This is a genomic window from Variovorax sp. OAS795 (genome assembly GCF_040546685.1).
Lineage (GTDB): Bacteria > Pseudomonadota > Gammaproteobacteria > Burkholderiales > Burkholderiaceae_C > Variovorax.
Genome location: NZ_JBEPOH010000001.1, coordinates 3,735,593 through 3,761,859, shown reverse-complemented (window position 1 = coordinate 3,761,859; position 26,267 = coordinate 3,735,593). Strand labels below are relative to the sequence as shown.

Here is a 26,267-nt window from a genome sequence, read left to right as displayed (position 1 = left end):
CCCTCCTGTAGTGTCGCCGGCGAGCACGATAGCTCGGCGAAAGATGCTAAGAGGGTGGCTGCTCCACCGCATCCCACAATTGAGGGATGCCCAATAAGGCGCGGCGCAAGGCGGACGTTTTATCGAATCATTCGAAGATGTTGAGATGGGTCACCAGTTGGCGTTCGTCCTTGAGAACGCCCATGCACGCGTTGGCCTGGGCTGATTTGAAAGCCTTGCGCAGGTCGTCATCGGACATCTTTGCGCGCTTCGCAGACTCAAGGAACAAGCGCGTACTACTTGAAAGCGCCAGCGTCGGGAAATCGGCTTCGGCGCGCTTGCGGGCCTTTCGATCGTCGAGCACGACGGCGACGCCAAACTCTTGGGCGACCGCAATGGCTGCGCTCTCTCCGATTCCCAGTCCACCGACTCCGGATACTGCTGCCAATTGCACGAATAGGTCGTACGCCGTCTCCGACATCCGCACTCGGGTGAGCAGGCCTTGCGTTGCCAACTGATCAAGCTCTGCTGTGAGGTCATTGCCTGGTATTGGATGGTATCTGAGCTCCGAGATGACGCGCTCCTCCAACAAGCATGGATGCGTCAGACCCCGCAGCAGGCGTGGTGCGGCGGCAGTGCCCAACAGGTTGATGACGGCGCTTGTGTCGAGAACGAACATCTAGTGGCTGGTCGGCTTAGATCTGGAAGTCAAAGACATCTTCTCCTTCGGACGAGAACTTGCTCAGCAGCCGTCGCGTCGTCACTAGGTCCACATCAAGCATGTGCGCCACCTGTTCGAAAGACAGCAGATCTCTGTCGACCGCGGCACCGGCGAGGAAGTAGGTGTGAGGAGTAAAGACCGGAGGCAACTCGCTCGCGACTTCCTGCTTGACTACCTTCGTGTGCTCGGCCGCCAGCCCCTTGTCGCGCAGGGAGTCGTACAGGCCTCGTGGGACCAGGCCAAGAGCTTCGAGCCGGCGGGTCATGGCCTCTACGGAGACCATGAAATACAGCGCCATCACGATGATGTGGCGGACTGTGAATTTACCGGACACATCGCGTACTTCTAAGTGCTTGCGCCGCACGGAGGAAGCAGGCATCAGCAGGGATCTTGCGAACGTATCGCAGAAGCGCTCTTCTAGGTCGTATTCTTCATCACCCACGCGCAAGACCGTCACGCCTGGCTTTCGCAGCAGTAGGTGTCCGCATTCGTGAGCAGCGGTTAGCCTTCGGCGCTCCACTGGGTGATTTGAGTTGAGGATGATGAAGCCACCATGCGCCGGGTCGTACGCGACCGCGCCGCTTATCCCACTCGGTAGCGGCCTTTCGAAGACGCGCACTCCCAATTCGGACTCCAGCATCTGTAGAAGATTGGTGACGGGGCCGATGCCGAGCCCGAGTCGTTGGCGGAGGGCCATCGCTGCATCTTCAGCCTGTTGCTCGATTCTTTCGTCCCGGTCGAGTCGAATGAGAGGGTAGTCCTGCTTGGCCGGTTGGCACGAAACGATGGCCTCAAGCTCAAGGGTGCCGCTGGCCAACCGCGTCAGCTTTCGTGCGACGATGGCCTGGTCATCGGTGACTGCGAGATTCGGAGAGGATCGGAACTTAACCTCCAAGTCTAGGGGTTGCTGGTCGGCGCCGAGCAGTTCGACCTCAGAGACTTGGTACGCTTCGGCAAAGGTCCGCAACTGGCGTGCGTCGATCGACCGCTTTCCCGACTCCATCGCCGCAATGGTCGTACGCGCAATACCGGTAGCTTGCGCCGCTGCCTCCTGCGTCTGTCGCGCGTTCATGCGCGCATTGCGCAGTCTGGCGCCGAGCGTCTCGGGGCGGATCTTGATGTCTAGAGCCATCTCAGGCTCTCGCCATGGCGGCAGGCCAGGAGTCAACGCCGCACTGCTCAAGGAATGACTGCCACTGCAGGGTGTGTCGGGCCAGGAACTGGTTGAGTTCGGTGCGTACCTCGCTCACAGGGCGGCTTTGTGCGGCCGCGATATTGGCGGCTTCCGCCCAAACGCTCAAGGCATCAGGCGTCGATGCCAGGTCGGCGAGTCGTTGCATGCTGCGGATGCCGTTGGACGCCAAGTCTTCAAAGGCTTTGTAGCCGCGCGGTTGCGCGACGTTTGTCCGAAGAGCTTCTTTCATGTCGAATGCAGTCAGGTTCTCGTATAGGTAGGGAGTCGGATCCTCGATGCCGGCAGCCATCGCAGCGCTTCGACGCAAGATGCAGTTGCCGCAGACCCCGCAGTGGATGCGCTTGACACCATCACTCGAATTCCGCTGGTCGTGCGAGCAAGACCAGTGTTCCAGCATCCAGTTCTCGGCGTCAGGAGCGATCTCATTAAGCTTGCCCAGCACGTCGCCCTTGGTCGTGAACAATCCGGGGTGCAGGAAGCGAACCGTGCTGCCCGTGAGGTGCTCAAGCAGCTTAGCTAGGCGGCTCGTAAATCCGGGATGGCAGCTACGGTGCGGCGCTTCACTGCCCAATGGAACCAGCGAGCCTCCGATGGAGCCCTGACCATTCTCGGGGATAACGACCTCGCTCGAGCCGGCAGTGATGGCTCCATACGCTGACAGCGTGTAGTAGACGAAGGGCCGCGTGCGGAAGGTGCATTCAGCATGGTGGGGGTCGTCAATTTTCAGCGGCACTCGCAAAGCCCGAACATGGTCGTGGCGCGACTGCTGTCGGAACTTGTGCCAACCGCCGGACATTTGCCTAGCGTCCGCATAAACGCACACAAGCTCCACCTCCCTGTCCGCGTGTTGCAGCAGTCGCAGTTGCGCAAAGGAGTCCAAGCCGTGGCTGTAGGGGATGAACCGAGTCGACGGGTTGGGCGTCAGGGCAAGGTAGCCGTCGTGCGGCATCCGGAACTTACGCCTGCGAGCCCTGAACTCGAAAACCCACTCGTCCCCGGTCAAATAGGAGAGGGTTTGTGCCAGCAACGCCTTAGTCTTCGATTGTCGCCACAGCGTGGTGTCAAACACTGGGACTTCGAGCGTAAGCCGCCGCGACCAGCCTTCACTCATGGAGCGGGTGAATTGACGATCGGCGCAGCGCACAGCTGCCACAACGGTCATGAGGTCGTAGGTGAACGGCGTAGGCGGCGTGAAGCAGTAGTCTTGGAGTAGCCGCGTGTTGATGCCGATCTCTTCGTCGACAACCAGCGTTCTGGCGGCCGGCCCATCTGCTTGGTCTACGCGCTCGACTAGACGCAGCGCTCCATGCTTACTGAAACGAGGCAGCGGTTTCATGGGAGCGGTATCTCCATGTCAAGCAGCGCCTTGCCCAGGGGCTTCTTCGGAGGCTGCTGCCGTCCCAGTTCGATGGTGCAACCGGCTTGGTGTTGGACTAGGCACGCTCGAAGTTGGCGGGCCTGGTTGGCGCCTGCGTGCTGTCGTACCGCAGCAGCCATATGCTCAATGCCCGATTCGACCATTTGCCGCAGTAGTTCACGCTTGGCGCATTCAGCAATCTCGGGCGCTCCCGGCCGTTGAAGGCAAGCGGCACGCGCAAGTTCCAAGAATCGCTGCTCCAAGGGGGTACAGACGGCGCCCTCGTATGAGGACAGTGCGCCGACCTGAGTTTCGGGGAACAGCTGCCCATGACTGCCGCCGCATGCCTTGTCCACTTCCGCGAAGAATTGAGGACGGATGCGCGCATCCATGTCCTGAACTGCAGCGCGCGAGAGGTCGTATGCGAGCCGATCGTGGTCGGCCGCACGCTCAGCGTGCCGAACTGCGGTTCGCCAGTATCGCGACAGCGCAGGAGTCCGATGAAGGTCATCACGCATGCAGTCCGCCCCTGAGGAAGTGGTCCTGCGTCGCAGTTTAGTCCTCTAGACAATGTCGCACAAGAGTTTTTGGAAAATGCGACATTGTCTGGAATCGGGTGAGGGTGCTCTCGGTTTGTGAAATTAATGTGGTCCTGTGAGTGCGGCGCGTTGGGGCCTGAATCGCGAAGAAGGCTCAAAAGGCGCGGGCGAACCGTACGCGGAGCCCATGAGCATCCGGGCGGCGCCAGGCCAAGGGCGCCCAAAAATGCCGACAGACGCTAGAGCAAAAGCCGGAGAGCCTCGAGCTCTAGCCCCAGCTGCCGTGCCTTTTCCTGCTGCCCGCGCTTGGTTTGCAGCGACCGGAATTGAGAGGTTTCAAAAGCCCGGGCGCCGGATCGCTTGGGCTTTAAGCACAGGTCTTTAAACACCAAGTATTCGAGCCCGTACTTCAGGAGCTTCGCGCGCGATTGCAGGTCATTGCGGTGAATGATACCAATCCCTGCGCGGTTGTACTCATTCAGCGATTGCCGACAGTCAAAGATTTTCCCGCGGCCATGCGACATGTTCCTCCAGAACTTTTCGAGCTCTTGAATCCGGATCGCTACATCCCTGCCGGCCCGCGCATCGAACAACAGAATCAGATGAAAATGATAGCCGCGCATGTATGTGTACTCCAACTTCTTGATGTAGCCGGCCAGCGAGGCAAAAGTCGAAGCGTACTTCTTTGCGCGTGAAATGTTCCAAAATCGCCTCACGTCCTCGCGTGCCTTGGCGAGGTCGGGCCAATGGCCGGGAAGGTATCCCAAATCCACCCGAACAACCAGCAACTCAGGCAATTCGATAAAAAGTTTGTCTAAAAGCGCTTTCCCGGACTTGTAATGCTCGGTCGCAGCCTCCTTGCGACGTGATAATTGACGTGCATGCGCCTTGCTTCGCAATTCCGTTCGGATCGCTTCGAAGAGTCGGCGCTCCTCCAATTTCCTCCGCCCTAGGTTACGCCTTTCCATCATTTGGTATTGAGCATCCTCCAGGCCTAGGACCGGCCGTGTCCATTTCTCAGGCGAAGCCAAGGAGGGGGTGGGCCCGTTCTCCGTCGGAAACGCAAAGTCGAAAAGCACGCGCGAAAAAAGATCAAAAGATGGGCTGTAATCCAGCTTGTTCAATTGCTGGAAGACGCGGAGCTGCTCAACGATTTGTCGGAATCTTTGGGTGTAACCGTCCCAGGTTAGGGATTTGGCCGGGTCCGGCCACCAGTAGGAACCGCGAGGCATCCACTGCTCCAGATCATCCGTTGCTCGTATCGCAGCAACGAGTCGATCAACAGCGTAGAGCATTTCCACTCGGACCTGCTCATCAAGCACTGCGGATTGCATGCCGGCGCCGTCGCTTCTTGGGTCCTGCGCAGCATGGTCCGCGGCAACACCTCGATAGAGCTCGGCGTCAGTCAGCGCGTCGATGCGGGGTGGCTTTTGGGGCATGACATCGCGGCGCAAGGCACCTGCAGCAGGCCGCCAAGCGGTGGTCAAAGAATTGAGAATCGCACCTTGACAGGCACGGTGAGAATTTTCTCGCACATCTTAGCCGGTTTGGTGTACAAATTAGCCGGTTTGTTTAGAGCGCAGCAGCAAGAAGGAAGCCCGGGGTGAGAGGTGGTACGGGGAGTTCGATACACCAAGGTGGTGCGATCATTGGGCCGCTAAAGGTTGGCTCTCCTGACGCTTTAGCTTGCACTCTGCACGTCGAGGAACTGAGCCTCAAGAAGCCAAGTGGCGTAGCGTTTGCAAAACTGTGGATAGCTAAACGTCTGCAGCGCGCCGTACCGGTCGCGGTATGCTTTCCATGCATCCCGCCGCTTCCGACCGCCGCGAATCCAATCATGGACTGCGACAAAGTTGGGCTCGACTCGACTGGCTTTGTCCGGCCGCATAGCGGCTAGAAGTTCTGCGCCATTTAGTTTTTCGATATGCTCCCAACTCCAACCAGCCTGCTTGGCAAGCTGGGTGAAAGCTGTGACCGTGCCCTGAGCAACATTGAACTCCCTAGCCGTTGCGTTGCGGTTTTTACCTAATTGCAGTCGATGGCGCAAAATTTCCCTAATTAAGAAGATGCTCAGGGCTTTTGGACGGAGTCTTTTAACTTGTAGGTCGATCGTCTTGGGGTAATTCTTTTGCAAGTTCGGCGGTATCGGGGGTGACAAGGAAATATCGGAAGCCGCCGTCAAATCGGTAGGAGCGATCTCATTGGTGATTTGAAATTCCATCGACCCCTTGTTTTCTTGATTTTTTTCACCTGTAAGAATTTGCGAGAGACTATGGTTTTTCGTCAGTGATGCGCGTCTCCGGATCCCTTCGTTGGATGCTCTCTCCAATTCGATTCTCAGGCTTTGAATTCCGAAGAGTTCCAAGGCTATTTCTTCTGTTTTGGTTAAGCCACGTGTCGGGACGGCGTGCTGAGAGCGTTGCTGGGCTTCGGTACGAAGCAAGGCTCTCCAAGCGATTTCCAAATTGGCGACAAGGTCAAGCAGGTTGATCGATTCGCCGGTGGATTCAAGGCCCCATTTCCGTATGATTGAAACGCGACTCCCAACGTCAGTCTTGTCGAATGGAAAATTTGCAGTCAACGGTATCTCTGTAATTCAGTAGAAATCTGAGGCCTCAGGGATCATTAGTGGGCCGAGAGTCGATCCATGCATCGAGTTCATCTTCGCGGCATCCCATGGCGCTCGGCCGATCTGCATTGGGCTGGGGAAGACCGAATTGAAATTGCGGCTTTTGGTATTCTGCCGCTTGTAGAAGCTCGAGCGCGACAGGCCGGTACGGGCGATGGCAGTAGCCGTGTGCTCAGCTTGGCGAGGGGGTGCGCCATCCTCGGCTCATAGGCGCGATGCGCGCGTCCTCGCTGTGAGCCAGTTTTCAATTTCGCTTTCCAGCCAGCCGACGCTTGAACTGCCGAGCTTCACTTGTTTGGGAAAAGTGGGGTCGTATCGCGGGGAGTTTGGGTCGAGTCGATCATAGATGGCCGAGCGCGACAACGAGGTTCGGGCCTCGACTTGGCGTCGGCGCAAGATCACTGTGGCGGTGTTGTGCCGATCGGGTTCGACCGAAGTCTCTATGCTCTTCTTCGGTGATTGGTGAGCGTTGCCGTTCTGTTGGGAGGATAGACGCTTCGCTCTTGGCGGGGGGGTAGACGCCGAGATTGGTGTGGTCACGGGGGCAGCGAAGTCAACTTGCGCTGTCGTCGCTTTTGGGGCTTCGAACGAGTCTGCTTTCACCGGCTCGCGTTGGTGATCGGCTGCAAATGCTTTCGCTGATGTTGCAGCTTTTGTGGCCGAGGCTTTCGGTCTCGGCGCTGAGAGGATGGAAAGAATGCTTGGATCTTCAGCCGTACGAAGCCGATGCGCCTTGAGGTAATCCAAGGCATCTTCGCGACGAATGAAGATGTTCTTCCCTGCGCGGCTTTCGTTGATGTGATGCTGGTCAAATGCGATGAGTTTGCCGGATGCGATTGCGTGCTGCAGCGCGAGGCGGTGTTTCTCCTGAATTTGGAGAATCTGAAGGCCGTTGGCCGCGACCTCTTCTTCGCTCACAAACACTGGTTTCCAGGGGAGACGATCAGGATGCTTCAGATAGGCGTCCATGAACACCTCTCGATCTTGCGCGGACATGCCGGCGCGAGGTGGCAAGCCCGGCAAAATGTGAAGTAACGTAGCCCGCTCCCCGGTTGTCATGTCGGACTGCATTTCCAGATCCAAGGTGGGCAACTTGACGAGCTTTTTCTGTAGCCAAGCATAGTCTTCGGCCTCGCGCAGACTCGGACAGATGGACTTGGCGATGAGTCTGGTCAAGTCCCAAAGATCGATGGGATCGCCGGGAGGGAGTTGGATGTCGATCTTCTGCACGCGCGACTTTCTTGGAAAGTACTTTCAGGATGCTCGGTTGTTAGCGCAAGAGGGGCAAGGCTTCGAATGTAGCAACCCTGAATCGATGTTGTCGATGTGTAGAGGCCGCTGAAAATCGTCGCTTGCTGCCATCAGCCGAGGGCTGATCGTTTGAAAGCATCGCATCAGGGGGTTGCGGGCTTGGTCGCTCGGAGCTGATCAAGATAGTCGGCCCATAGCGTCATCATCTTGCGGCGTTGCGCTTTGAATTGAGCTCGGTTGTAGGCCGCGCCCAGAGGGCCACTTTTTCCATGAGCCAGCTGCTCCTCGATCACTTCCGGATTGACATGAAGTTCCTCGACCATAATTGTTCTCGCCATGGCTCGGAAGCCGTGAGCTGTCATCTCTGTGTTGTCGAAGCCCATGCGCCGCAACGCCGTGTTAACCGTGTTGTCGGACATTGGTCGCTCGGCTGTGAGAAGGCTAGGGAACACATAGCGGCCATGTCCGGTTAGTACGTACATGCGCTTCAGCGAGGCAACGGCTTGTGGGGCGAGGGGGACCATGTGGGGCTCGCCGCTGAGCTTTGCTTGTTTTGTTCGCTTCATTGAAGCTGCCGGTATGGTGATTTGGCAATTTTTGAAGTCGACCCATGCCCATTCCATTCCCCGTATGTTGCCAGGGCGTTGGAAGAGTAGGGCAGAAAGAAGCAATGCTTCTCGCGTTGCCGGAAGTCCGTGATAGCTGTCGATTGCTCGCATCAGGTCGCCGGCCTTCGCGGGGGCGAGCACCGCAGCCATGTTTTTTACGATCACGGCACCTAATGCCCCGCGCAGCTTGGTTGCTGGATCGTCTTCGCAGCGACCGGTGGCAATGCCGTAGCGAAAAACTTGCCCAGCGTACTGACGAAGTGAGACGGCAGTCTCGTTCAGTCCTTTGCTTTCCACTCGGCGTAAGGGGTCCAGCAGCACGCTGGCTGTGATGTCCCGAAGGGGGAGTCCGCCGATCCAGGGGAAGAGATTGCTTTCCTGCAGCCGCAGCCACTTGGTGCTGTGCGCTTCACTCCAGCCCTTGGTCTTGACGGCGTGGAACTCGCGGGCCACCTTTTCATAGGTTGTAACCGCGTTAACACGAACTGCGGCCTTGTTTAGTCTGCGACGTTGAGTGGGATCGGCTCCAGTCTGAAGAACCTTTCGAGCCTCATCGCGACTGGCTCTCGCATCTTTGAGCCTGACAGTTGGGTAGCTGCCGATCGCGAGACGCTTCTCTTTGCCATCGAACGTGTACTTCCAAAACCAGCGTTTCGAGCCGTTTGGCGCGGCTTCGAGATACAGGTTTCCCCCGTCCGTGAATCGCGCTCGTCTCTTCTCAGGCGGGCACGTTGCGTTCTTGCAGGTGAGTTCTGTCAGCATAGGGGAACAAGGGGGTCATGTGAGCGTGAGTATGCCCATGTTCCCCGTCGTGTGCCCCTGAATCATGTTGGCTTCCGTCGGATTCTGTTGGACCGATTGGGACGATGATTCTTTCTAAGTCATTGATTGACAAGGACTTTTAGGAAGCACTAGGATCGCTTTGGACCCATAAGTGGAGCGGGTGAAGGGAATCGAACCCTCGTATGAAGCTTGGGAAGCTGCCGTTCTACCATTGAACTACACCCGCATTTTGGCGACCCGTTGATCACCAACGTTCGACCTGAGCACGTCGTTCCCATGGCTGCGGGAAACGTCTGCCAAGAGTATAGGTCCATGTGCTTCGAGGTCCAGAGCGAACGGCAGTCGATTGGAGTTGCCGTAAAGAGCTTTCCCGCCTCGTTCAGGCAGCTCAACGCTCTCGGAAGTGTGCGGATCTTGAATTTCCTCGTGTGACATTGGTGGGCTCACCCGGATCTCCACGTGATCCAACGCCTGTAGTCGGGGCAGGGCGCGGGATCGGACGGCAGAACCACCGTTGAGGATAGGTGTCCGTCTTGATGTTCTTGACGGCTCGTCCGCGGGGATTGATCTCTGTTCCTTCGATGAGCAATCCACTGCGTACCTCCACCACGCAAGCGCGGTTGAGCAGCGGGATCACATAGCTGTCGCCGTCCTCGGCGAGCAGCATTGCGATCATCAGACTGCGCCCCCGCCGGGGATCGTGAAGGCGCGGAATGTAGACCAGCTCCCCGGTGCGGCGCGTGAGCCTCACCGCTTCCTTGGTGGAAAGCGCCTGGCCCTCGAACAGGTATCTGAACACTTCGCAATACACCTGTATGAATGTACAGTAGTATTGCCAAATGGAAAACGTGCCTGCAAACCTCTGGATCGCCGCCTGCGCGCACCGGCTGCAGCAGCAGTGGCATAGCGTCGACCCCCTTGAACTGGAGGACGTCGCCCGCGATCTATGGCGCGACGAACGACTGCGATCGTTGCCGCCCGAGGCGGCGGCCGTTGAGTGGCTGCGGCCAATCACCGAGTGACATCGCACGATCGAGACTCAAGAATGAGCCTATGTGCACCCGCTACATCAGCCCGGAAGAACGCGAGATGGAAGCCTTCTGGAAGGTCGACCGAAGGTCCGGTCGACGCGAGAATTGGGACCACTTGCTGACAGTGTTTCCGCTGTCGCTGGCCAGCTTCATCCGGCGTGCAGATGGCGTGGAATACGCACGCGAGCTGGCGGTGGGGCAGTGGGGGCTGATCCCGCCCTGGTCGAAGACGAACGTGCCAGTGACCGCGCGCGGAACGCGCCTGAGCACGGTCAACGCGCGCATCGAGGGCATGGAAAAGTCGCCGGCCTACAAGGATGCCTGGGCGCTCGGCAAGCGCTGCATCATCCCGGCCGCCAGCTTCGACGAGCCGAACTGGGAGACCGGCAAGAACGTCTGGTGGCGGTTTCGCCGTGCTGATGGTGCGCCTTGGGGTTTGGCGGGCCTGTGGCGCACATGGACCGACAGCGACAGCGGCGAGGTCTGGGACAGCTACACGATGCTGACGATCAATGCCGACGGACACCCTCTGATGGGACGCATGCACAAGCCCGATCCGAAGGTGGCGCCCGACAAGCAGGACAAGCGCTCGGTGATTCCCCTCGAGGCGTACGAGGTCGACCCCTGGCTGGATGGAACCGTGGACGAAGCCAGGAAGCTCTTGAAGTTGGCGCCGGTCGAAACCTTCGATGCGCAGCCGGTGCTGCCCGAAGGAACAGAGCCTGGGGCGCTGGGCCGCGAAATCGCAGCGGACTGATTCCGCCAGTGCAGGGTGGAAACGCTGGTACGAGGGAAGGCAATATCCAGTTACATTTGCGCCTCCATGCAGAAAAATGGTTCACGCCTCGAGCAACTGACGTCGCTGCGCTTTTTTGCCGCCCTGGCGATCGTCTTTCAGCATTTGCGCGGCGAAATGGGAGTGCCGGACGTAGATATCGGGTTGGGCCAGGGCGTCTCGTTCTTCTTTGTCCTGTCCGGATTCATCCTTGCGTACGTGTACCCGCACCTGCCGGACCGCAAGGCAATTGCGAGTTTCTGGCGCGCCCGCATCGCCCGGATCTGGCCGGCCCACTTTGCCAGTTTCCTGCTGGGATGGTGGCTGCTCGACTACAAGATCGTGCCGGCCACAGCCATTGCGAATCTGGCGCTTGTGCAGGCATGGGTGCCATCCTGGAATTTCTTTCTCTCCTACAACGCTGTTGCCTGGAGTATCTCGACAGAGTTTTTCTTCTATCTCTGCTTCCCCTTTTTGCTGCACCGTTGGAGCGCAACCTGGCGCGCCAAGCTGGCGGGCGCTGCCCTGTTGTTGCTTGTGCTGGTATGGGCGTGCGGCGCCTTGGCTCTCCCTGTAGTGACACCCACGAATCTCAATGCGTTCGAGCCCACGCAGCTCGGTGTTCTCTACATCAGTCCGCTCAGCCGACTGCTCGAGTTCATCGTCGGGATGGCCGCGGCGCAGCTATTCCAGACCAGGAAATACACGACAGGCAGGCGCATGGGCACTGCGATTGAAATCGGGGTGCTGCTGCTTTGTTTGCTGAATGTCATTGCTTCACACTATGCGCTTGAGGCGATCGACGCCATGTTTCCCGACGCTCCGATCAATCAGTGGATTGGGCCCAGTTCGTCCTTCTTGTCCTTCGCCGCGCTGATCTACGTGATGGCACACGGCCATGGCCGCGTTTCGGCGTTTCTTGAACAGCGCCCACTGGTTCTTCTCGGCGAGATCAGCTTCTCCATGTACCTGGTTCACCAGATTCTGATCTTGTACTTTTCGAACAACAAGGGAAGCTTTGCGCGCGTTGGCGGACAGCTGGATCTTGTCGTGTTCTTCGGGGTGCTACTTCTTCTGTCTTACCTGATGTGGCGATGCATCGAGCTTCCTGCCCGCGCAGTGCTGACCGGCTCGGCGGGTTCTGTCAGGCTCGACTTCAAAAGATTGCTCGGCCCGGCCTCCGCCGCCCTCCTGCTGTGGATCACGGTGGCAACCGTATTCACACGGTCCGGCGGCGCCAACTTCATCAGCGAGCGAGATGCTTCTTTGATGACGCACGCGCCGATCGCCCCGCACTCCGGCTCCGTGTTCGGCGGCCGATTCGAATTGCGGGGCCTCGATGTGCGATGCCTTCCGGATGGCATCGAACTCGACTTTGCATGGCAAAGCAGGATGGACCAGCCCTTCGGCTACATGAATGCGCTGCACCTGGTCGACGCCAGCGGCGCGATCCTTGCGCAACAGGACTATGGCCAGCCTACGCGGACAGCGATGGTGAAAGCGGGCCAGATCTGGAGGGACCGGGTTTTTCTTCCAGCAAGCAAGCTGCAGCAGTCGACGACGTCGATCGCGCTCGCCGTGTATCGCGGAGCCGACCTTCTTGCCATCGACAAGGGGAACACGGACTGGGGAGGCAGGCGACTTGTCATTCCGCTGCCGGAGTGCCAGTCTCCGTTGAACTAGGCGTGCGCATCCGGGGCGCCGCAGGCGCCACGCCTACAAATCCCTGCGATGCCCTCCGTGGAACCTGCTTTCGAAAAGCGGCAGCCGGTTCTGGTCTTTCGCAGCCAGCAGGCACTTGCTTGCGGCCACGGTGGCTTCCTTCAGCAACTCGCGGTCCAGCGCGTCTGGCGGGGGACCCTGGTCGCGAAAGTAGGCAATCTGCTTCTGGTGCAGGTTGTTCGCCGCTTCGCGCGAGCGGTGTTCCAGCTCTTTCCACAGCCTCAGGTACATGATGGTTGGCGGTACGAGTTCCTGTGCAGGCAAAACGGCAGACAAGGCGAGGGCGTTGCGTGGGGGAGCACCGCTTTTCGGATCCGCGCACCCTTGTTCAGCGCGAGCCCGCGTGGTCGACGCACTTGCAACCACCGGCTCCTGGCCGATGCCTGTGGCAAACCACCGGTAGGTGTTCTTTCGCCTGCCGACCCGCCCCGTGGTCCGAACGAACAGGTACCCCGAGCTCGCGTTGCCCATGTCGTCCACGGGTATGCCGGCGGCTCGGAGCGCTGCGACTCGGTCCTTGATGCTCAAGTAGAAGGACAACTGCAACGTGATAGTTGCGTTGTGGATGATCTGGCTGACCATTGGCTACGCTCACATTCGTTGAGAAGCGCGCAGCATGTCTTCAGCAGGTCAGCAAGTGAAGATCGGTTGTGGCCCAGAAGTGTGAAATTTTTCACAAACTTCTAACATTTATCGCCCCGGAGCTAACTTCAGCGCAAGAAAACATGCTCCATGAATTGCCTGATCGGATATTGGATCACCGTTTCAACCCGGGCCGGCAGTTCCAGCGGCCGCATGAGCATCTTGAGCGTGGCCCCGGGGCTCAGGTTGGTGCGCACCGTGCCATTGATGCGCGCGCTCAATTGCTGGATATAGGCGGCGTCCCCGGCCCGCTCGGGGCACCGGGTACGCACGACGTGGCGCACGGCACAGTCGGCATCCTCGCTCTTGAGCTCCAGCGTGCGCCGGCCGATGGTGCGCAGTACGCGAAGGCGGCCCAGGCTTTCCTCTTGCCGATAGCGGCGGAAGAAACGCAAGAAGTGCTTGTAGTGGCTGACCTCGTCCGCCGCGATGCGGCTCGCCAGGTCGCGCAGCACCGGCTCGGCCGTCGCGCGTGCCAACGCCCGATAGTAGCTGGCGGTGCCGGTCTCGACCACGCAGCGCGCTGCCAACTCGAGCCCGCGCGTGGGCGAGAGCAGTTCCACCTTGCAGTAGGTGGCGTATTCCGCGAGGAAGCCGCGGTAGGCGGTCTCCCAGTCGAATTCGGGCCACACATGGGACACATAGGCGCGCAAGGCCCGGCCGTGCTGCAGCTCCTCGGCTTCCCAGTGGCGGGTCAGCCAGGCGGTGACTTCGGCGTCGCCGTGGAAGAAGTCGACGAGGTTCTGGGTGTACAGGTCCGATCCGCTTTCGATGAACGAGGCGGAGGCAACCAGGTAGAACAGACTTTCATCCTGGCGGACCTCCGTGCGCGCAATGCGCAAAAAGTCCAGGTCTTCGATCTTCCAGTGTGCCGCTTCGTGAACTGCCATGCATGCGCCTCGATTCATGTCCGAACTGATGGCTAGGACGAAGCCCGGCGCATTTGGTTCTGCACGCTAATTCCCCAGTCAGCTTTCGCAGTGCCTGGCCGTGGGCGCGCTCGCGGCCCCGAGGGCCCCTGGCCCTGCGACGAAACCTATAATCGTTGGTTCCAGCAAATCAAGCAGTCAGGTCGGTTCGACGCCGTGGTTTCGACGAGAGGGTCGCCATTGCCAGGCCGCCCTGGGCAGCAGACGAAATCCAAAGATGAGCCAGCCCACATTCACGGTCGCGGACATTCGCAAGACCTTTCTCGATTTCTTCGCTTCCAAGGGCCACACGGTGGTGGCCTCCAGTTCGCTGGTGCCGGGCAACGATCCCACGCTCATGTTCACCAATTCGGGCATGGTGCAGTTCAAGGACGTGTTCCTGGGCGAAGACAAGCGCCCCTACGTGCGCGCGGCCTCGGTGCAGGCGTGCCTTCGCGCCGGCGGCAAGCACAACGACCTGGAGAACGTGGGCTATACCGCGCGCCACCACACCTTCTTCGAGATGCTGGGCAACTGGAGCTTCGGCGACTACTTCAAGCGCGAATCGCTCAAGTGGGCGTTCGAACTGCTGACGGAGGTCTACAAGCTGCCGGCTGAAAAACTCTGGGCCACGGTCTACATCGAGGACGACGAAGCCTACGACATCTGGACCAAGGAGATCGGCTTGCCGCCCGAGCGCGTGGTGCGCATCGGCGACAACAAGGGCGGCCGCTACATGTCCGACAACTTCTGGATGATGGCCGATACGGGCCCCTGCGGCCCGTGCTCGGAGATCTTCTACGACCACGGCCCCGAGATCCCCGGCGGCCCGCCCGGCAGCCCCGATGAAGACGGCGACCGCTACATCGAGATCTGGAACAACGTGTTCATGCAGTTCGACATGCAGCCCGACGGCTCGGTCAAGAAACTGCCCGCGCCCTGCGTCGACACCGGCATGGGCCTGGAGCGCCTCGCGGCCATCCTGCAGCATGTGCACAGCAATTACGAGATCGACATCTTCGATGCGCTCATCAAGGCCGCAGCGCGCGAAACCGGTGAAAAAGACCTGGGCAACAACTCGCTGCGCGTGATTGCCGACCACATCCGCGCGACCTCGTTCCTGGTGGCCGACGGCGTCATCCCATCGAACGAAGGCCGCGGCTACGTGCAGCGCCGCATCGTTCGGCGCGCCATCCGCCATGGCTACAAGCTGGGCCAGAAGAAGCCGTTCTTCCACAAGCTGGTGCCCGACCTCGTCAAGCTCATGGGCGACGCGTATCCCAAGCTCGTGGCGGACGAAAAGCGCATCGTCGACACGCTGAAGGCCGAGGAAGAACGCTTCTTCGAAACGCTGGCCAACGGCATGGAAATTCTCGATGCGGCACTGGCCGGCGATGCGAAGACGCTGCCGGGCGACGTTGCCTTCAAGCTGCACGACACCTACGGCTTTCCGCTCGACCTGTCGGCCGACGTGTGCCGCGAGCGCGGCGTGAGCGTCGACGAAGCCGGCTTCACCGCCGCGATGGAAAAGCAGAAGGCCGCGGGCCGTGCCGCCGGCAAGTTCAAGATGGACCGCAACGTCGAATACGGCGGCGCGGGCAATGTCTTCACCGGCTACGAGCACCTGGAGGAAAGCGCCAAGGTGGTGGCGCTGTATGTCGAGGGCGCGGCCGTGCAGGAACTCAAGGAAGGCCAGTCGGGCATCGTGGTGCTCGACACCACGCCGTTCTATGCCGAGAGCGGCGGCCAGGTGGGCGACCAGGGCGTGCTCATCGCCGAAGGCGTGCAGTTCGGCGTGGAAGACACGCAGAAGATCAAGGCCGACGTGTTCGGCCACCATGGCACGCAAGCCCAGGGCACGCTGAAGGTGGGCGACACGGTCAAGGCCGCAGTCGACGGCGAACGCCGCGCGGCCACCATGCGCAACCACTCGGTCACCCACCTGATGCACAAGGCCCTGCGCGAGGTGCTGGGCACGCACGTGCAGCAGAAGGGCTCGCTGGTCGATGCCGACAAGACCCGCTTCGACTTCGCGCACAACGCACCGGTCACGCACGAGCAGATCCTCGAGATCGAGAAGCGCGTGAACGCCGAGGTCCTGGCCAACACCGAGACACATGCGCGCGTGATGGACATGGAGTCGGCGCAGAAGACCGGCGCCATGATGCTGTTCGGCGAAAAATACGGCGAGAGCGTGCGCGTGCTCGACATCGGCTCAAGCCGCGAACTCTGCGGCGGCACCCACGTGGGCCGCACCGGAGACATCGGCCTGTTCAAGATCGTGAGCGAAGGCGGCGTGGCGGCCGGCGTGCGCCGCATCGAAGCGGTCACGGGCGCCAATGCGCTCGGCTACCTGCAAGACCTGGAAGCCACGGTGCAGAGCGTGGCTGCCACGCTCAAGTCGCCGGCCGCCGAGCTGCAGGGCCGGCTCACGCAGGTGCTGGAGCAGGTGAGGGCGCTGGAGCGCGAAGTGGGTTCGCTCAAGGGCAAGCTCGCGTCGTCCAAGGGCGACGAGCTCCTTGCGCAGGCCGTCGACGTCAACGGCATCAAGGTGCTGGCCGCCAAGCTCGATGGCGCCGACGCCAAGACGCTGCGCGACACCATGGACAAGCTCAAGGACAAGCTCAAGACGGCCGTGGTGGTGCTGGCCGCGGTCGATGGCGCCAAGGTGCAGGTCGCCGCGGGCGTCACGAGCGACACGGTGGGCAAGGTCAAGGCTGGCGAGCTGGTGAACTTCGTGGCGCAGCAGGTCGGCGGCAAGGGCGGCGGCAAGGCCGACATGGCCATGGCCGGCGGCACCGACCCCGCGGGCGTGCCGGCCGCACTGCAATCGGTGCGAGCCTGGGTGGCGGAACGCACCTGATGGCGGCCACCGGGGTGCTCGGCCGACCTCCCGGCGAAGTGCTGGTGATGGGGGCGGGCACCATCGGTTGCTACATCGGCGGCAGCCTGGCTGCGGCGGGCGTTCCGGTCAGCTTCGTGGGCCGTCCGCGCGTGCTGCGCGGCCTCGCGGAGCACGGCCTGGCGCTGAGCGACCTCGAAGGCGCGGCGCATCGCCTGCCGGCCGCCACTTTGCGCCTGAGCGAGCAGGTGCCCGCGGGTGCCACGCCTTCGCTGGTGCTCCTGTGCGTGAAGAGCGGCGCCACGGCGGAGGCCGCCGCCGAGCTGGCCTTCGCGCTGCCGGCGGGCACCACGGTCCTTTCGTTCCAGAACGGCATCTCCAACTCTGCCGCGGCCGCGCAGGCAGGACCCACGCTCAGCGTGCTGCCGGGCATGGTGCCGTACAACGTGGCCGAGATCGCACCGGGCGCCTTTCACCGCGGCACGGCGGGACGGCTGGCCGCACAGGACGACGCCGCGCTGCGGCCCTGGTTGCCGGTGTTCGAACGCGCCGGCGTGCCGCTCGACCTTCACGCCGACCTGCTGCCGGTGCAATGGGGCAAGCTGCTGCTGAACCTCAACAACCCCGTCAACGCACTCTCGGGCCTGCCGCTGCGCGATGAGCTGCTGCAGCGCGGCTTCCGGCGCTGCTTTGCCGCGCTCATCGACGAGGCGCTGGCCGTGCTCGGCCATGCCGGCATTGCGCCCGCGCAGGTGGCCGCGGTGCCGGCGCAGCGGCTTTCCACCGTATTGAGGCTGCCCGACTGGTTGTTTCGCATCGTCGCGGCGCGCATGCTGCGCATCGATGCCAAGGCGCGCTCCAGCATGGCCGACGATCTTGCGCTCGGCCGCAGGACCGAGATCGACGCGCTCAGCGGCGAGGTGGTGAGGCTCGCGCGCGACCACGACCTGGAGGCGCCGCGCAATGCTCGGATCTCCGCGCTGCTCGAAGACTGGCCGCGCGAGCCCAGGCCCTGGACGGCACGGCAATTGCAAGACGCACTCGGCCTTTAGCGCGCAAGAACCTGTACCCTCTCGGGCCATTGCCGTGCGCGGCATTCAAGGGGTTGTTCTCATGCAGGTTTTGATCCTCGGCAGCGGTGTCATCGGCACCTCGGTGGCTTACTACCTGACGCGGGCCGGCCACGACGTGACGGTGCTCGAACGCCAGCCCGCGCCCGCGCTGGAGACGAGCTTCGGCAACGCGGGCGAGGTGTCGCCCGGCTACTCCGCGCCCTGGGCCGGGCCCGGCGTGCCGCTCAAGGCCGTCAAGTGGATGCTCATGCAGCACAGCCCGCTGGTGGTCAAGCCGATGCTCGATCCGGCCATGTGGCGCTGGGGCCTGTCGATGCTGCGCAACTGCACGCAGGCGCGCTATGAGCTCAACAAGGGCCGCATGGTGCGGCTCGCCGAATACAGCCGCGACTGCCTGAAGGCGTTGCGCGCGGACACCGGCATCCGGTATGACGAACGCGCGCTCGGCACCCTGCAGCTCTTTCGCACCCAGAAGCAGCTCGACGGCATCGCCAAGGACGTGGAAGTGCTGAAGGCCTCCGGCGTGCCCTACCAGGTGCTCGACCGCGAAGGCTGCGTGCGGTATGAGCCCGCACTCGCAGCGGTGAGGCAGAAGTTCGTCGGAGGCCTGCGCCTGCCGGGCGACGAGACCGGCGACTGCTTCAAGTTCACGCAGGCCCTGGCCGTGATGGCCGAGGCGGCCGGTGCGAAGTTCCGCTTTGGCGTGGGCATCCAGGCCATCGAGCGCGATGCCGGCGGCGTCATCGGCGTGCGGACCGATGCCGGCCGCTTCACCTCGGAACGCTACGTGGTGGCACTGGGCAGCTACTCGCCGGCCATGGTCAAGCCGCTGGGCATCGACCTGCCGGTGTATCCGGTCAAGGGCTTCTCGATCACGGTGCCCATCTCCGACGCCGCCGGCGCACCTGAATCCACCGTGATGGACGAGACCTACAAGGTCGCCGTCACGCGGCTCGGCGACCGCATCCGCGTGGGCGGCACCGCGGAGCTTTCGGGCTTCGACCTCAGGCTCGATGCGGCGCGGCGCGGCACGCTCGAGCATGTCGTGACCGATCTTTTTCCGAAGGGCGGCGATGTGCGCGAAGCTTCGTTCTGGACCGGGCTGCGCCCGATGACGCCCGACGGCACGCCGGTGATCGGCGCCACGCGCATTCCCAACCTGATGCTCTGCACCGGGCACGGCACGCTCGGCTGGACCATGGCGGCCGGCACCGGCCGCGTCATGGCCGACCTGATCGGCGGCAGGCCGCCGGAGATCGACATGGAAGGCCTGACCGTGGCGCGCTACGGCGCGTAGCCGATCGCGCAGCACCCCCGGCCGGCGCGCGCCAAGCTAGGCCGCAGGCGCGACGATCGCGCCTTCGATGCCGTGGCGCGCGAGCGCATCGGCCACGAAGCCGCTGGCCTTCATCTCCTCGACGAAGGCCGCGAGCAGTGCCTGCGCCTCCGCACCGCGGCTGGCCGGCGTTCCCATGGCCTGCTGGATCACCATGAAGCGGCCCGGCAGCACGCGCACGCCCGCTTCGCGCCGGGCTTCGGCTTCGAGCATCTGCCGGATGCCGGCGGCCACTTCGACCTGCCCCGAACGCAGGGCCGCCATGGCCGCGGCCGCGCCCTGGAGCCGCACGACCTCGGCCTGCCTGAGTTCGCGCGTGAGGAACAGGTCGTAGGCGCTGCCCGAGCCGACCGAGATGCGCTGGCCCGCGCCGTCGACCTGCGCGTTGTCGGTGAGCGCCGAATCTTCGCGAACGAGATAGCTGCCTTCGATCAGCACATACGGCGCGGTGAAGAGCAACCCGTCGCTGCGCGCCGGGTCGATGGCGAAGAAGCCGATGTCGGCCTTCTCGTTCTTGACCGCATCGACCGAGGCGGCCGCCTTCTCGAACACCACGAGTTCGATGGCCACGCCGAGGCGGCGCGCGAACTCGCGCGCGAGTTCAATCGAGACCCCCACCGGCTCGCCAGTGGCCGCGTCCTTGTTCGCGAGGATCGGGTTGCCGAGATTGATCGAGGCGCGCAGCGTGCCGCCGGGCGCGAATGCGGCAACGAGGGCGGGAGCTAAGGGCAGTGGCGGCTGTGGCTGGGTCATGGCGTCCATCGGATGGGGGAAGGAGTGAACACCAGTTTAGCGGCCGCCATGGCTGCGCATCAGCGTGCCGTGATCGGCTCCAGGCCCGTCTTCGCAATGGCCGGCGCCGCCTCGGGCGAGTTGAGGTAGCGGATCAGCTGGCGCGCCGCATCGGGCTGCCTGGAGGCCGTGGCAATGCCGGCCGAGAACACCGTCACGCGCTGCACCTCGGCCGGCAGTGGGCCGACGTAGTCGATGCCTTCGATCGGCAGCAGTTCGCTCACCTGCTGCAGCCCCAGCGCCGCGTCGCCGCGCGCCACCACGGTGCCCACGCGCTCGCTCAGGATGCGCTTGCTCTTGGGCTTGACCTGGTCCTCGATGCCGAGCTTCTTGAGCAGCTCGGTTTCATAGTACGTGCCGCTGGCGCTGGCCGAATAGGCGATGGAAGTCGCCGCCAGCAGCGTGCGCTTGAGCGCATCGACCGTTGCGATGTCAGGCTTGGGCGCGCCCTTGCGCACCGCAAAGCCTATCGAAGACCGCACCAGGTCGACCTGGCTTCCCGCCACCACCTTGCCGTCTGCCACCAGCGCATCGAGCGCCGGCCGCGCGAGGATCACCACGTCGGCCGGTTCGTTGCGCGACAGGCGGCTCGGAATGGAATCTTCCGCATTGCCCATCGAAGCGCCATAGGCCGTCTTGACCGTGCGGCCGCTGCTGCGCTCGAAGCCCGGGCGCAGGTCGTTGTAGGCGGCCGTGAAGCCACCCGAGGTCATCACGTGGATGTCGCTGCCCGCGCGTGGCGCGTTGCCGAGGCTGCCGCATCCGGCAAGCACGGCCGCCGCGGCCAGCAGGGCGGCGCGGCGGGTCAGGCGATGCAGGGGGAAAGGCTGGGTCTTCATGGTGTCTCCTGGTGCTTCCCCTCCATCGTAGGCAGCGAGGCTGTCAAACGGCCTTCAGTTGCTTCGGGGTAAGTACGGAGGCGGCGGCCTGGTCAAGTCCCCCAGCGCACAGCCTTGATCTCTCGGGCTTGGCTTGGAAGCGGCCTGTACAGCTATCGATTGCATAGCCGAATCGCAGCCCCGACCGATCCGGCCGTCCTGCCATGAGGGCTTTTGACTACAAGGAGGGTTTCCAAGCGCGTCTAGCTTGGCCTTGTCGAAACATCAACAAGGAGAATCCGATGAAGCTGAAACAGCGCATTGCACCGACCCTGGTGGCGGTCCTCATGGGCGCCTGCGTCGCACCTCTGGCCTTGGCGGCCGGTGGTGGCGGCGGGGGCGGTGGGGCCGGCGGCGGTGGAGGTAGCGGCGGTGGGGCCGGTGGCAGCGGCAGTGCCGGTGTAGGCGCCGCAGCCGGTGCTGGCGGCAACGGTGCGGGTGCGGCCAGCGGGTCCAACGCCTCCGCCAATGCCGCAACGCCGGCGACACCCGCCACGCCTGCAACGCCCGCCACGGCCACCTCGCCTGCGACGCCGGCCACGCCTGCGACACCGGCAACGCCATCGCCGCAATCTTCATCGTCCTCGACCTCGACCACGATGTCCGCAACACCCGCAACACCCGCGACGCCCGCGGTGCCGGCGTCCAAGTCGAGCACCGGCACGACGACGCCCGCTGTGCCCGCAACGCCGGCAACGAAGAGGTAGGAAGGTCGATCGGAGGGCCGGCCGGCCCGCCGCGGCGGCGCGTCTCTCCGCGCCGAGCTTCTCGGACCCCGCAATACAGCCTGGGCTCAGGACACCGGCGCCGGCCGCATCATCTTGAAAACCCCGGCGACAAACCACGCGTAGCTCCAGGCGCAGCACAGCGCAAGCACACCGAAGACAGCCTGGAATGCATGAGCCGCAGGCCAATTGGCGGCTCTTAGCAAGTCAATGCCCGATCCAACCGCCCACTGTGCAAGGAATACTCCGACAAAAAGCACGAGGTTGAAGGCGGAAATCGCTCGTCCGGCCAGCGCGGCAGGAAAGGCGGCCCCAACGGCAGGATGCGTCAAGGACAGCACGCTGGACAAGACGCAGTAGATTGCAAATGCGATCCACCCAGCCTCAGGCCCGAGCCATGCGAACACGCCGAGGGCCGCAATGCTCAGCGGAGTGCCCCATATCATGAGGCGCTCGGCGCCAAGGCCAAGCGCGTGAAGCCGCGGGTTGATCAGACCCCATCCCCAGAAAACGAACAGCATGGTCAGATTGATCGCAAACAAGCCTGTGGCCGCCTCCTGCGGGGTGCGGCCGGTCACCTCGGTGAGCCAGGGCCCCACCCACAGCGTTTGAAGCGCCACGAGAATCCCGTAGTTCACAAAACCCAGCCATGCGATGCGCCGAAAGTAGGGGTGGGTAAAGATCGGGCGATAGCTTTGTATCAAGGGCATCCGCTCGGCCGTTCGCTGCGCCTCCGCGCCGGGCACCAGCCAGGCGGTGCCCAGCATGGTCAACGCGAAACAAAGGGCCAGGCCGATGAAGATCACTCGCCAGCCATAAGTCGGCAGTAGCCATTGCACAGGCAGCGTGGCCATCAAAAGGCCCAATGAGCCTGCCATCAGCATCCAGGAATTTGCAGCCTGCTGCCGCTTGGCATCCAGCCAAATCCTGGCTCCGGTCAATGGGGCAATCAGGCATGCGCTCACACCGATGCCTCCGATGAAACGCGCCAGAAGCATCATGCCGAAGCCGTTCGCAATCGCGAACGCCAAGCAGCTTGCTACTGCGCCACTCAGGCAGGCCAGAAGCACCCGTTTCGGGCCCGTAGCGATCGAGCCAATTTCCCAGCGGCAGTTGCAGCACTGCGAACCCGAGGAAATAGGCGCCGCCCAGAAGCCCGAGTTGCCCCGCCGTCAATCCCTGCTCGCGGGTGAGGGTCGGTGCAAGCGTGGCGGTGACTCCCCGCACGAGTGAGGACAGAAAATATCCGGCGGCAAAGACGACGAAGACAGGCACGGCGCGACGGGCGTTGATCATTGGTATCTCCATCAACTCCAGAACGTGAGCGGTTGTTTATGACCGCGATAGCCGAGAAAGCTCGATACGGTCAATCGGTCAGATCCGCTACTGCTCGCGACCGCATGGAGCTTGCGAGCGTTAAAGAGAATCAGGTCACCGACTCTTGGCTTCAACACGATGTCGGGTGCGCCCAATGGCTCGATCTCCATTCCATAATTGGAGCCTCTGCGTCGCAAAAACTCGGCGTCGGAGATCTCATCGCGCCACATCAGCAACTCCCCACCTTTCTCGGGCACATCCACATAGACGTTGACAGCCATCTGCATGTGCAAGTCATTGGCTTCACGATCATGTGGTGCGAGCCGCGCGAGCATGTCGTGGTGGGCCAGAAGGGAAGCGCCAGGCCGCATGTTCCGCGAGAGACCGACGAACATCTTGCGATCAGACAATGTCTGAAGGTTCGCACCCTTCGGCCATATTTCGTCGACCACACAACGGAATACGTCGATCGGGCTTTGATAGGGCTCGCAGGCTTTCCGAAGGATTTCGATGTTGGGAATCGCTGTTCGAAAGTAATGGTCGACGAGTTCTTGCTTTCCGCCTGTTTCGAAGAAAGACATGCCTATGCGACCAACAGTGGGTGCGTTCAAGTAGTCGTTGTATCCGGCGCGCTGCAGGCCTGAGGCGATGAGCCGGCAAGTCGCGGGGCGTGTGAAGTTGGCAACGCGAATAATGAGCGCCTCTCCACTGAGGAGGCTCTCGATCAGAGGTAACGTCAGTTTCCCGGACGCAGCGATGACCGCAGGTTGTTCCAAGATCTCATTCATTGGCGACTCCATCAACTCCAGTAGGTAAGGGCCTGCTGCTTGCCGCGGTAGCCGACAAAGCACGACACCGTGAGGCGGCTTCTTCCCGTTCCGGGCGAGACGGCATGCATTTTTCGCGAATTGAAGATCAGGAGATCCCCGGGCTCGGGTCTGACCTCGACATCCGGTGGCCCCAGCGTCTCGATGGGAAGGCCATAGTCGTTGCCCCTCATGCGATCGAACTCGGCCGCAGGAATTTCCCGGTCCCACATGAGCAAGGCGCCGCCCGTTTCTGGCATCTGCAGGTAGACGTTTGCGCCGAACTGGGCCTTGAGGCTTGCAGCCTCCGGACAACCTCGAGCGTCTTCCGAGAAGATGTCGTGATGCGCAAGAAAAGTCGTCCCAGCGCTGACCATCCTGGACAGCCCGATATACATTTTTCGCTGGTCCAGGGTTTGCAGGTTTGCACCGTATGGCCAGATCTCATCCAGAGTGCATCGAAAGATGTCGATCGGGGAGCAATAGGGTTCGCAAGCACGGCGAAAATCGCGGACGTTCTGTTGAGCCTCCGAGAAGTACTGCTCGATGAGATCGGTACGTCCTTCAGTTTCGTAAAAGGCCATGCCGATCCGCCTTACGCTGGGAACGTTGAGGTACGAAGAATAGCCAAAGCTTTCGGCCCGCTCGGCAAGCAGTGCGCACACATGCGCAGGGACGAAGGCTTTGACCTGGATCACAGCCAGCTTCTGCTCGGCCAGCGCAACGATCATGTTGGGCTTTAGTTGGTCTGCTGTAATTTTTAGCACCGACTCTCTCGGCGCGACGATGGACTCGACTGCAAGTGCTTCCATTTCTCTCCCTTGTTTTCAGCGCTTCCGCTTTTCATGGACGGACGCGAGTTTCGCGATCTGCCGAGTTCGCGTGAAGAACGTTCAGCTTCGCTACACTGAGGAAAAAAATTCTGCAATGGAGATCCAATTGCGACATCTGCAACTGCTGTCACTTTTCTCGGAAGTCGTTCGGAAACAGTCTTTTGCGGCGGCGGCCCGGGAGTTCGGTCTCACGCCTTCCACCGTCGCCAAGGCTGTCGCACGGCTGGAGGAGTCCTTGGATGTTCGGCTCTTTCATCGCACCACTCGATGCGTCACTCCCACGTCGGACGGCGAGCGCCTCTTTGCTCGTTGTCAGAGAGTGATCAACGAGATGGAGGCGTTGGAAAGCGAGATGCTTGGTGGAAAGGACCGGCCGTCGGGTGTCTTGCGCCTCGATCTGCCTATCGTCTATGGCCGGCAGGTCGTGTTGCCGCTGCTTGCGCGATTGGCGCGGAAGTGCCCGGATCTGAGATTCGATGTGAGCCTCTCCGACGCTTTTGTGGACCTGGTCAGAGAGGGCGTGGATATGGCCGTGCGGATCGGCACCATGTCCGATTCGGGATTGGTTGCGCGCCGCTTTTCCCAGCAGCAATGGATTCTTTGCGGCTCCCCGGCCTATTTGAGAGAGCAGGGCACCCCGAAAGATCTGAAGTCGCTGAGTGATCACCGAGCGGTCGTCTTCCGCATGCCTACGAGCGGCAAGGATCAAGAGTGGCGTTTCAAAGGGCATGCTCGACAGCGTTCGCCGATCTCGCCTCCGTACGCGCGCTTTTCCGATGGCGAATCGATGGCGCATGCGACCGAACTGGGCATGGGTTTGGCCCAGTTCCCGGATTACATGGTTGCCGAGGCTCTGAAGCAGGGCCGACTGGTCGAGGTGCTCAAGTCGCATCGACCAACTCCGACGCCAATCCACGCGGTCCTTCCTGCAAACCGGATGGTTCCAATTCGCGTGAGACTGCTTCTCGAAGAGCTATACAGACTCGAGGCGGGCGGGGCATGCCAGCCAAAGATGTCCTGACGGAGTGACCGAGGTGCCGCGCGATTGTTTCGATCCCGTGAACGCCGTGATTCATTTTGCGGCGTTTTTTCATGGTGCTTCGGGCTCAAACTTCATCTCACCAACCCACTCATTAGGAGATTGAAATGAATGCCTCGAAGATCCTCGCTGCCGCTGCCCTCTCGCTCCTGGCTGCTGCCGGTGCGCACGCAGAAACCTACGAAGGCGTGCTGACCGTGAACTCCGGCGTGTCGCGTGCCGAAGTCGCTCCGCAAGCCGTTGCCGCCGCTCGCGCCGGCAACCAGTACGGTGAAGGTTCCAGCGCCGGTGCGCAAGCCTTCACCTCGACCGCCGACCGCTCGGTGATCCAGGCCGAAGCCGTTGCCAAGGCGCACGACCCGCTCGCCAGCCTCGACCGCCGCGCGTTCTACCGCGACGAAGTGCCGCAAGCCTACAAGAAGCCCAGCGTGTCATTCACGCGCCAGGCTGGCCTGTAAGCCATCGTCCTGGCTGTCCGATCGACGC

25 protein-coding genes, 1 tRNA gene and 1 pseudogene are annotated in these 26,267 nt (G+C 61.9%); 9 read left to right on the top strand and 18 right to left on the bottom strand.

What is annotated here, in order from left to right; translation table 11 throughout:
* Positions 1-127: 127 nt before the first annotated feature.
* The 10 genes from ABID97_RS18210 to ABID97_RS18165 all read right to left on the bottom strand — a co-directional run bounded on the left by ABID97_RS18210 (position 128) and on the right by ABID97_RS18165 (position 9,861).
* Positions 128-658 (bottom strand): PIN domain-containing protein, encoded by a 531-nt coding sequence (locus tag ABID97_RS18210; protein WP_354399816.1) that lies wholly within the window; start codon positions 656-658, stop codon positions 128-130.
* A 16-nt stretch (positions 659-674) separates the two neighbouring features.
* Complete coding sequence (locus tag ABID97_RS18205; RefSeq protein WP_354399815.1) at positions 675-1,832, bottom strand: helix-turn-helix domain-containing protein; 1,158 nt, start codon at positions 1,830-1,832, stop codon at positions 675-677.
* Position 1,833: 1 nt separating this feature from the next.
* Complete coding sequence (locus ABID97_RS18200) at positions 1,834-3,231, bottom strand: hypothetical protein (protein ID WP_354399814.1); 1,398 nt, start codon at positions 3,229-3,231, stop codon at positions 1,834-1,836.
* Positions 3,228-3,644 (bottom strand): hypothetical protein, encoded by a 417-nt coding sequence (locus ABID97_RS18195; protein ID WP_354399813.1) that lies wholly within the window; start codon positions 3,642-3,644, stop codon positions 3,228-3,230. The genes ABID97_RS18200 and ABID97_RS18195 overlap by 4 nt, the downstream gene beginning before the upstream one ends.
* A gap of 386 nt (positions 3,645-4,030) precedes the next feature.
* The gene (locus ABID97_RS18190; RefSeq protein ID WP_354399812.1) at positions 4,031-5,278 is read right to left on the bottom strand and encodes a YagK/YfjJ domain-containing protein; all 1,248 of its coding nucleotides are present in this window, start codon (positions 5,276-5,278) and stop codon (positions 4,031-4,033) included.
* Positions 5,279-5,472: 194 nt separating this feature from the next.
* The gene (locus ABID97_RS18185) at positions 5,473-6,372 is read right to left on the bottom strand and encodes a hypothetical protein (RefSeq protein WP_354399811.1); all 900 of its coding nucleotides are present in this window, start codon (positions 6,370-6,372) and stop codon (positions 5,473-5,475) included.
* A gap of 252 nt (positions 6,373-6,624) precedes the next feature.
* Positions 6,625-7,650 (bottom strand): helix-turn-helix transcriptional regulator, encoded by a 1,026-nt coding sequence (locus tag ABID97_RS18180; protein WP_354399810.1) that lies wholly within the window; start codon positions 7,648-7,650, stop codon positions 6,625-6,627.
* Between the two features lie 164 nt (positions 7,651-7,814).
* Complete coding sequence (locus tag ABID97_RS18175; RefSeq protein WP_354399809.1) at positions 7,815-9,041, bottom strand: tyrosine-type recombinase/integrase; 1,227 nt, start codon at positions 9,039-9,041, stop codon at positions 7,815-7,817.
* Between the two features lie 173 nt (positions 9,042-9,214).
* Positions 9,215-9,288 (bottom strand) — tRNA-Gly (locus tag ABID97_RS18170).
* Positions 9,289-9,450: 162 nt separating this feature from the next.
* Positions 9,451-9,861 (bottom strand): hypothetical protein, encoded by a 411-nt coding sequence (locus tag ABID97_RS18165; RefSeq protein ID WP_354399808.1) that lies wholly within the window; start codon positions 9,859-9,861, stop codon positions 9,451-9,453.
* Between the two features lie 40 nt (positions 9,862-9,901).
* Between ABID97_RS18165 and ABID97_RS18160 the strand changes: the two genes are divergently transcribed.
* The 3 genes from ABID97_RS18160 (at position 9,902) to ABID97_RS18150 (ending at position 12,551) form a co-directional block, all read left to right on the top strand.
* Positions 9,902-10,084 carry a hypothetical protein gene (locus ABID97_RS18160; protein ID WP_354399807.1) on the top strand — a complete coding sequence of 61 codons (183 nt, stop codon included), beginning with the start codon at positions 9,902-9,904 and terminating at the stop codon, positions 10,082-10,084.
* A 31-nt stretch (positions 10,085-10,115) separates the two neighbouring features.
* Positions 10,116-10,850, top strand: coding sequence for an SOS response-associated peptidase (locus ABID97_RS18155; RefSeq protein ID WP_354399806.1), 735 nt, complete (start codon positions 10,116-10,118; stop codon positions 10,848-10,850).
* 66 nt (positions 10,851-10,916) lie between these two features.
* Positions 10,917-12,551 (top strand): acyltransferase family protein, encoded by a 1,635-nt coding sequence (locus ABID97_RS18150; RefSeq protein WP_354399805.1) that lies wholly within the window; start codon positions 10,917-10,919, stop codon positions 12,549-12,551.
* Positions 12,552-12,584: 33 nt separating this feature from the next.
* On the opposite strand, the gene ABID97_RS18145 is transcribed toward ABID97_RS18150, so the two are convergent.
* Positions 12,585-13,172 carry a hypothetical protein gene (locus tag ABID97_RS18145; RefSeq protein ID WP_354399804.1) on the bottom strand — a complete coding sequence of 196 codons (588 nt, stop codon included), beginning with the start codon at positions 13,170-13,172 and terminating at the stop codon, positions 12,585-12,587.
* 128 nt (positions 13,173-13,300) lie between these two features.
* Positions 13,301-14,122: a ferritin-like domain-containing protein gene (locus ABID97_RS18140; protein WP_354399803.1), complete on the bottom strand. Its 822-nt coding sequence runs from the start codon at positions 14,120-14,122 to the stop codon at positions 13,301-13,303.
* A gap of 256 nt (positions 14,123-14,378) precedes the next feature.
* On the opposite strand from ABID97_RS18140, the gene alaS reads away from it, so the two are divergent.
* Genes alaS through ABID97_RS18125 form a run of 3 tightly spaced genes read left to right on the top strand, consistent with a single transcriptional unit; the run spans position 14,379 to position 19,352 of the window.
* Positions 14,379-17,003: an alanine--tRNA ligase gene (gene alaS / locus ABID97_RS18135; protein WP_354399802.1), complete on the top strand. Its 2,625-nt coding sequence runs from the start codon at positions 14,379-14,381 to the stop codon at positions 17,001-17,003.
* Positions 17,003-18,034: a 2-dehydropantoate 2-reductase gene (locus tag ABID97_RS18130; protein ID WP_354399801.1), complete on the top strand. Its 1,032-nt coding sequence runs from the start codon at positions 17,003-17,005 to the stop codon at positions 18,032-18,034. The genes alaS and ABID97_RS18130 overlap by 1 nt, the downstream gene beginning before the upstream one ends.
* Positions 17,946-19,352, top strand: coding sequence for a D-amino acid dehydrogenase (locus ABID97_RS18125; RefSeq protein ID WP_354399800.1), 1,407 nt, complete (start codon positions 17,946-17,948; stop codon positions 19,350-19,352). Before ABID97_RS18130 ends, ABID97_RS18125 begins: the two co-directional genes overlap by 89 nt.
* A gap of 36 nt (positions 19,353-19,388) precedes the next feature.
* On the opposite strand, the gene ABID97_RS18120 is transcribed toward ABID97_RS18125, so the two are convergent.
* Both ABID97_RS18120 and ABID97_RS18115 read right to left on the bottom strand, forming a co-directional pair.
* Positions 19,389-20,144 carry a transporter substrate-binding domain-containing protein gene (locus ABID97_RS18120; protein ID WP_354399799.1) on the bottom strand — a complete coding sequence of 252 codons (756 nt, stop codon included), beginning with the start codon at positions 20,142-20,144 and terminating at the stop codon, positions 19,389-19,391.
* 59 nt (positions 20,145-20,203) lie between these two features.
* Positions 20,204-21,022: a substrate-binding domain-containing protein gene (locus ABID97_RS18115; RefSeq protein ID WP_354399798.1), complete on the bottom strand. Its 819-nt coding sequence runs from the start codon at positions 21,020-21,022 to the stop codon at positions 20,204-20,206.
* Positions 21,023-21,303: 281 nt separating this feature from the next.
* Between ABID97_RS18115 and ABID97_RS18110 the strand changes: the two genes are divergently transcribed.
* Positions 21,304-21,768, top strand: a complete 465-nt coding sequence (locus ABID97_RS18110) for a hypothetical protein (RefSeq protein WP_354399797.1) — start codon at positions 21,304-21,306, stop codon at positions 21,766-21,768.
* 86 nt (positions 21,769-21,854) lie between these two features.
* Here ABID97_RS18110 and ABID97_RS18105 read toward each other — a convergent pair whose 3' ends face one another.
* The 4 genes and pseudogenes from ABID97_RS18105 to ABID97_RS18090 form a co-directional block, all read right to left on the bottom strand.
* Complete coding sequence (locus tag ABID97_RS18105) at positions 21,855-22,817, bottom strand: MFS transporter (RefSeq protein WP_354399796.1); 963 nt, start codon at positions 22,815-22,817, stop codon at positions 21,855-21,857.
* A gap of 112 nt (positions 22,818-22,929) precedes the next feature.
* Positions 22,930-23,082, bottom strand: a pseudogene (locus ABID97_RS18100) (MFS transporter); the annotation flags it as partial.
* Between the two features lie 11 nt (positions 23,083-23,093).
* The gene (locus tag ABID97_RS18095) at positions 23,094-23,891 is read right to left on the bottom strand and encodes a 2OG-Fe(II) oxygenase (protein ID WP_354399795.1); all 798 of its coding nucleotides are present in this window, start codon (positions 23,889-23,891) and stop codon (positions 23,094-23,096) included.
* Between the two features lie 11 nt (positions 23,892-23,902).
* Positions 23,903-24,721, bottom strand: coding sequence for a 2OG-Fe(II) oxygenase (locus tag ABID97_RS18090; protein ID WP_354399794.1), 819 nt, complete (start codon positions 24,719-24,721; stop codon positions 23,903-23,905).
* Between the two features lie 70 nt (positions 24,722-24,791).
* On the opposite strand from ABID97_RS18090, the gene ABID97_RS18085 reads away from it, so the two are divergent.
* Both ABID97_RS18085 and ABID97_RS18080 read left to right on the top strand, forming a co-directional pair.
* Positions 24,792-25,763 carry a LysR family transcriptional regulator gene (locus tag ABID97_RS18085; RefSeq protein WP_354399793.1) on the top strand — a complete coding sequence of 324 codons (972 nt, stop codon included), beginning with the start codon at positions 24,792-24,794 and terminating at the stop codon, positions 25,761-25,763.
* A gap of 125 nt (positions 25,764-25,888) precedes the next feature.
* On the top strand, positions 25,889-26,239 hold the full coding sequence (locus ABID97_RS18080) for an alpha/beta hydrolase (protein WP_354399792.1): 351 nt from the start codon (positions 25,889-25,891) through the stop codon (positions 26,237-26,239).
* Positions 26,240-26,267: the final 28 nt, after the last annotated feature.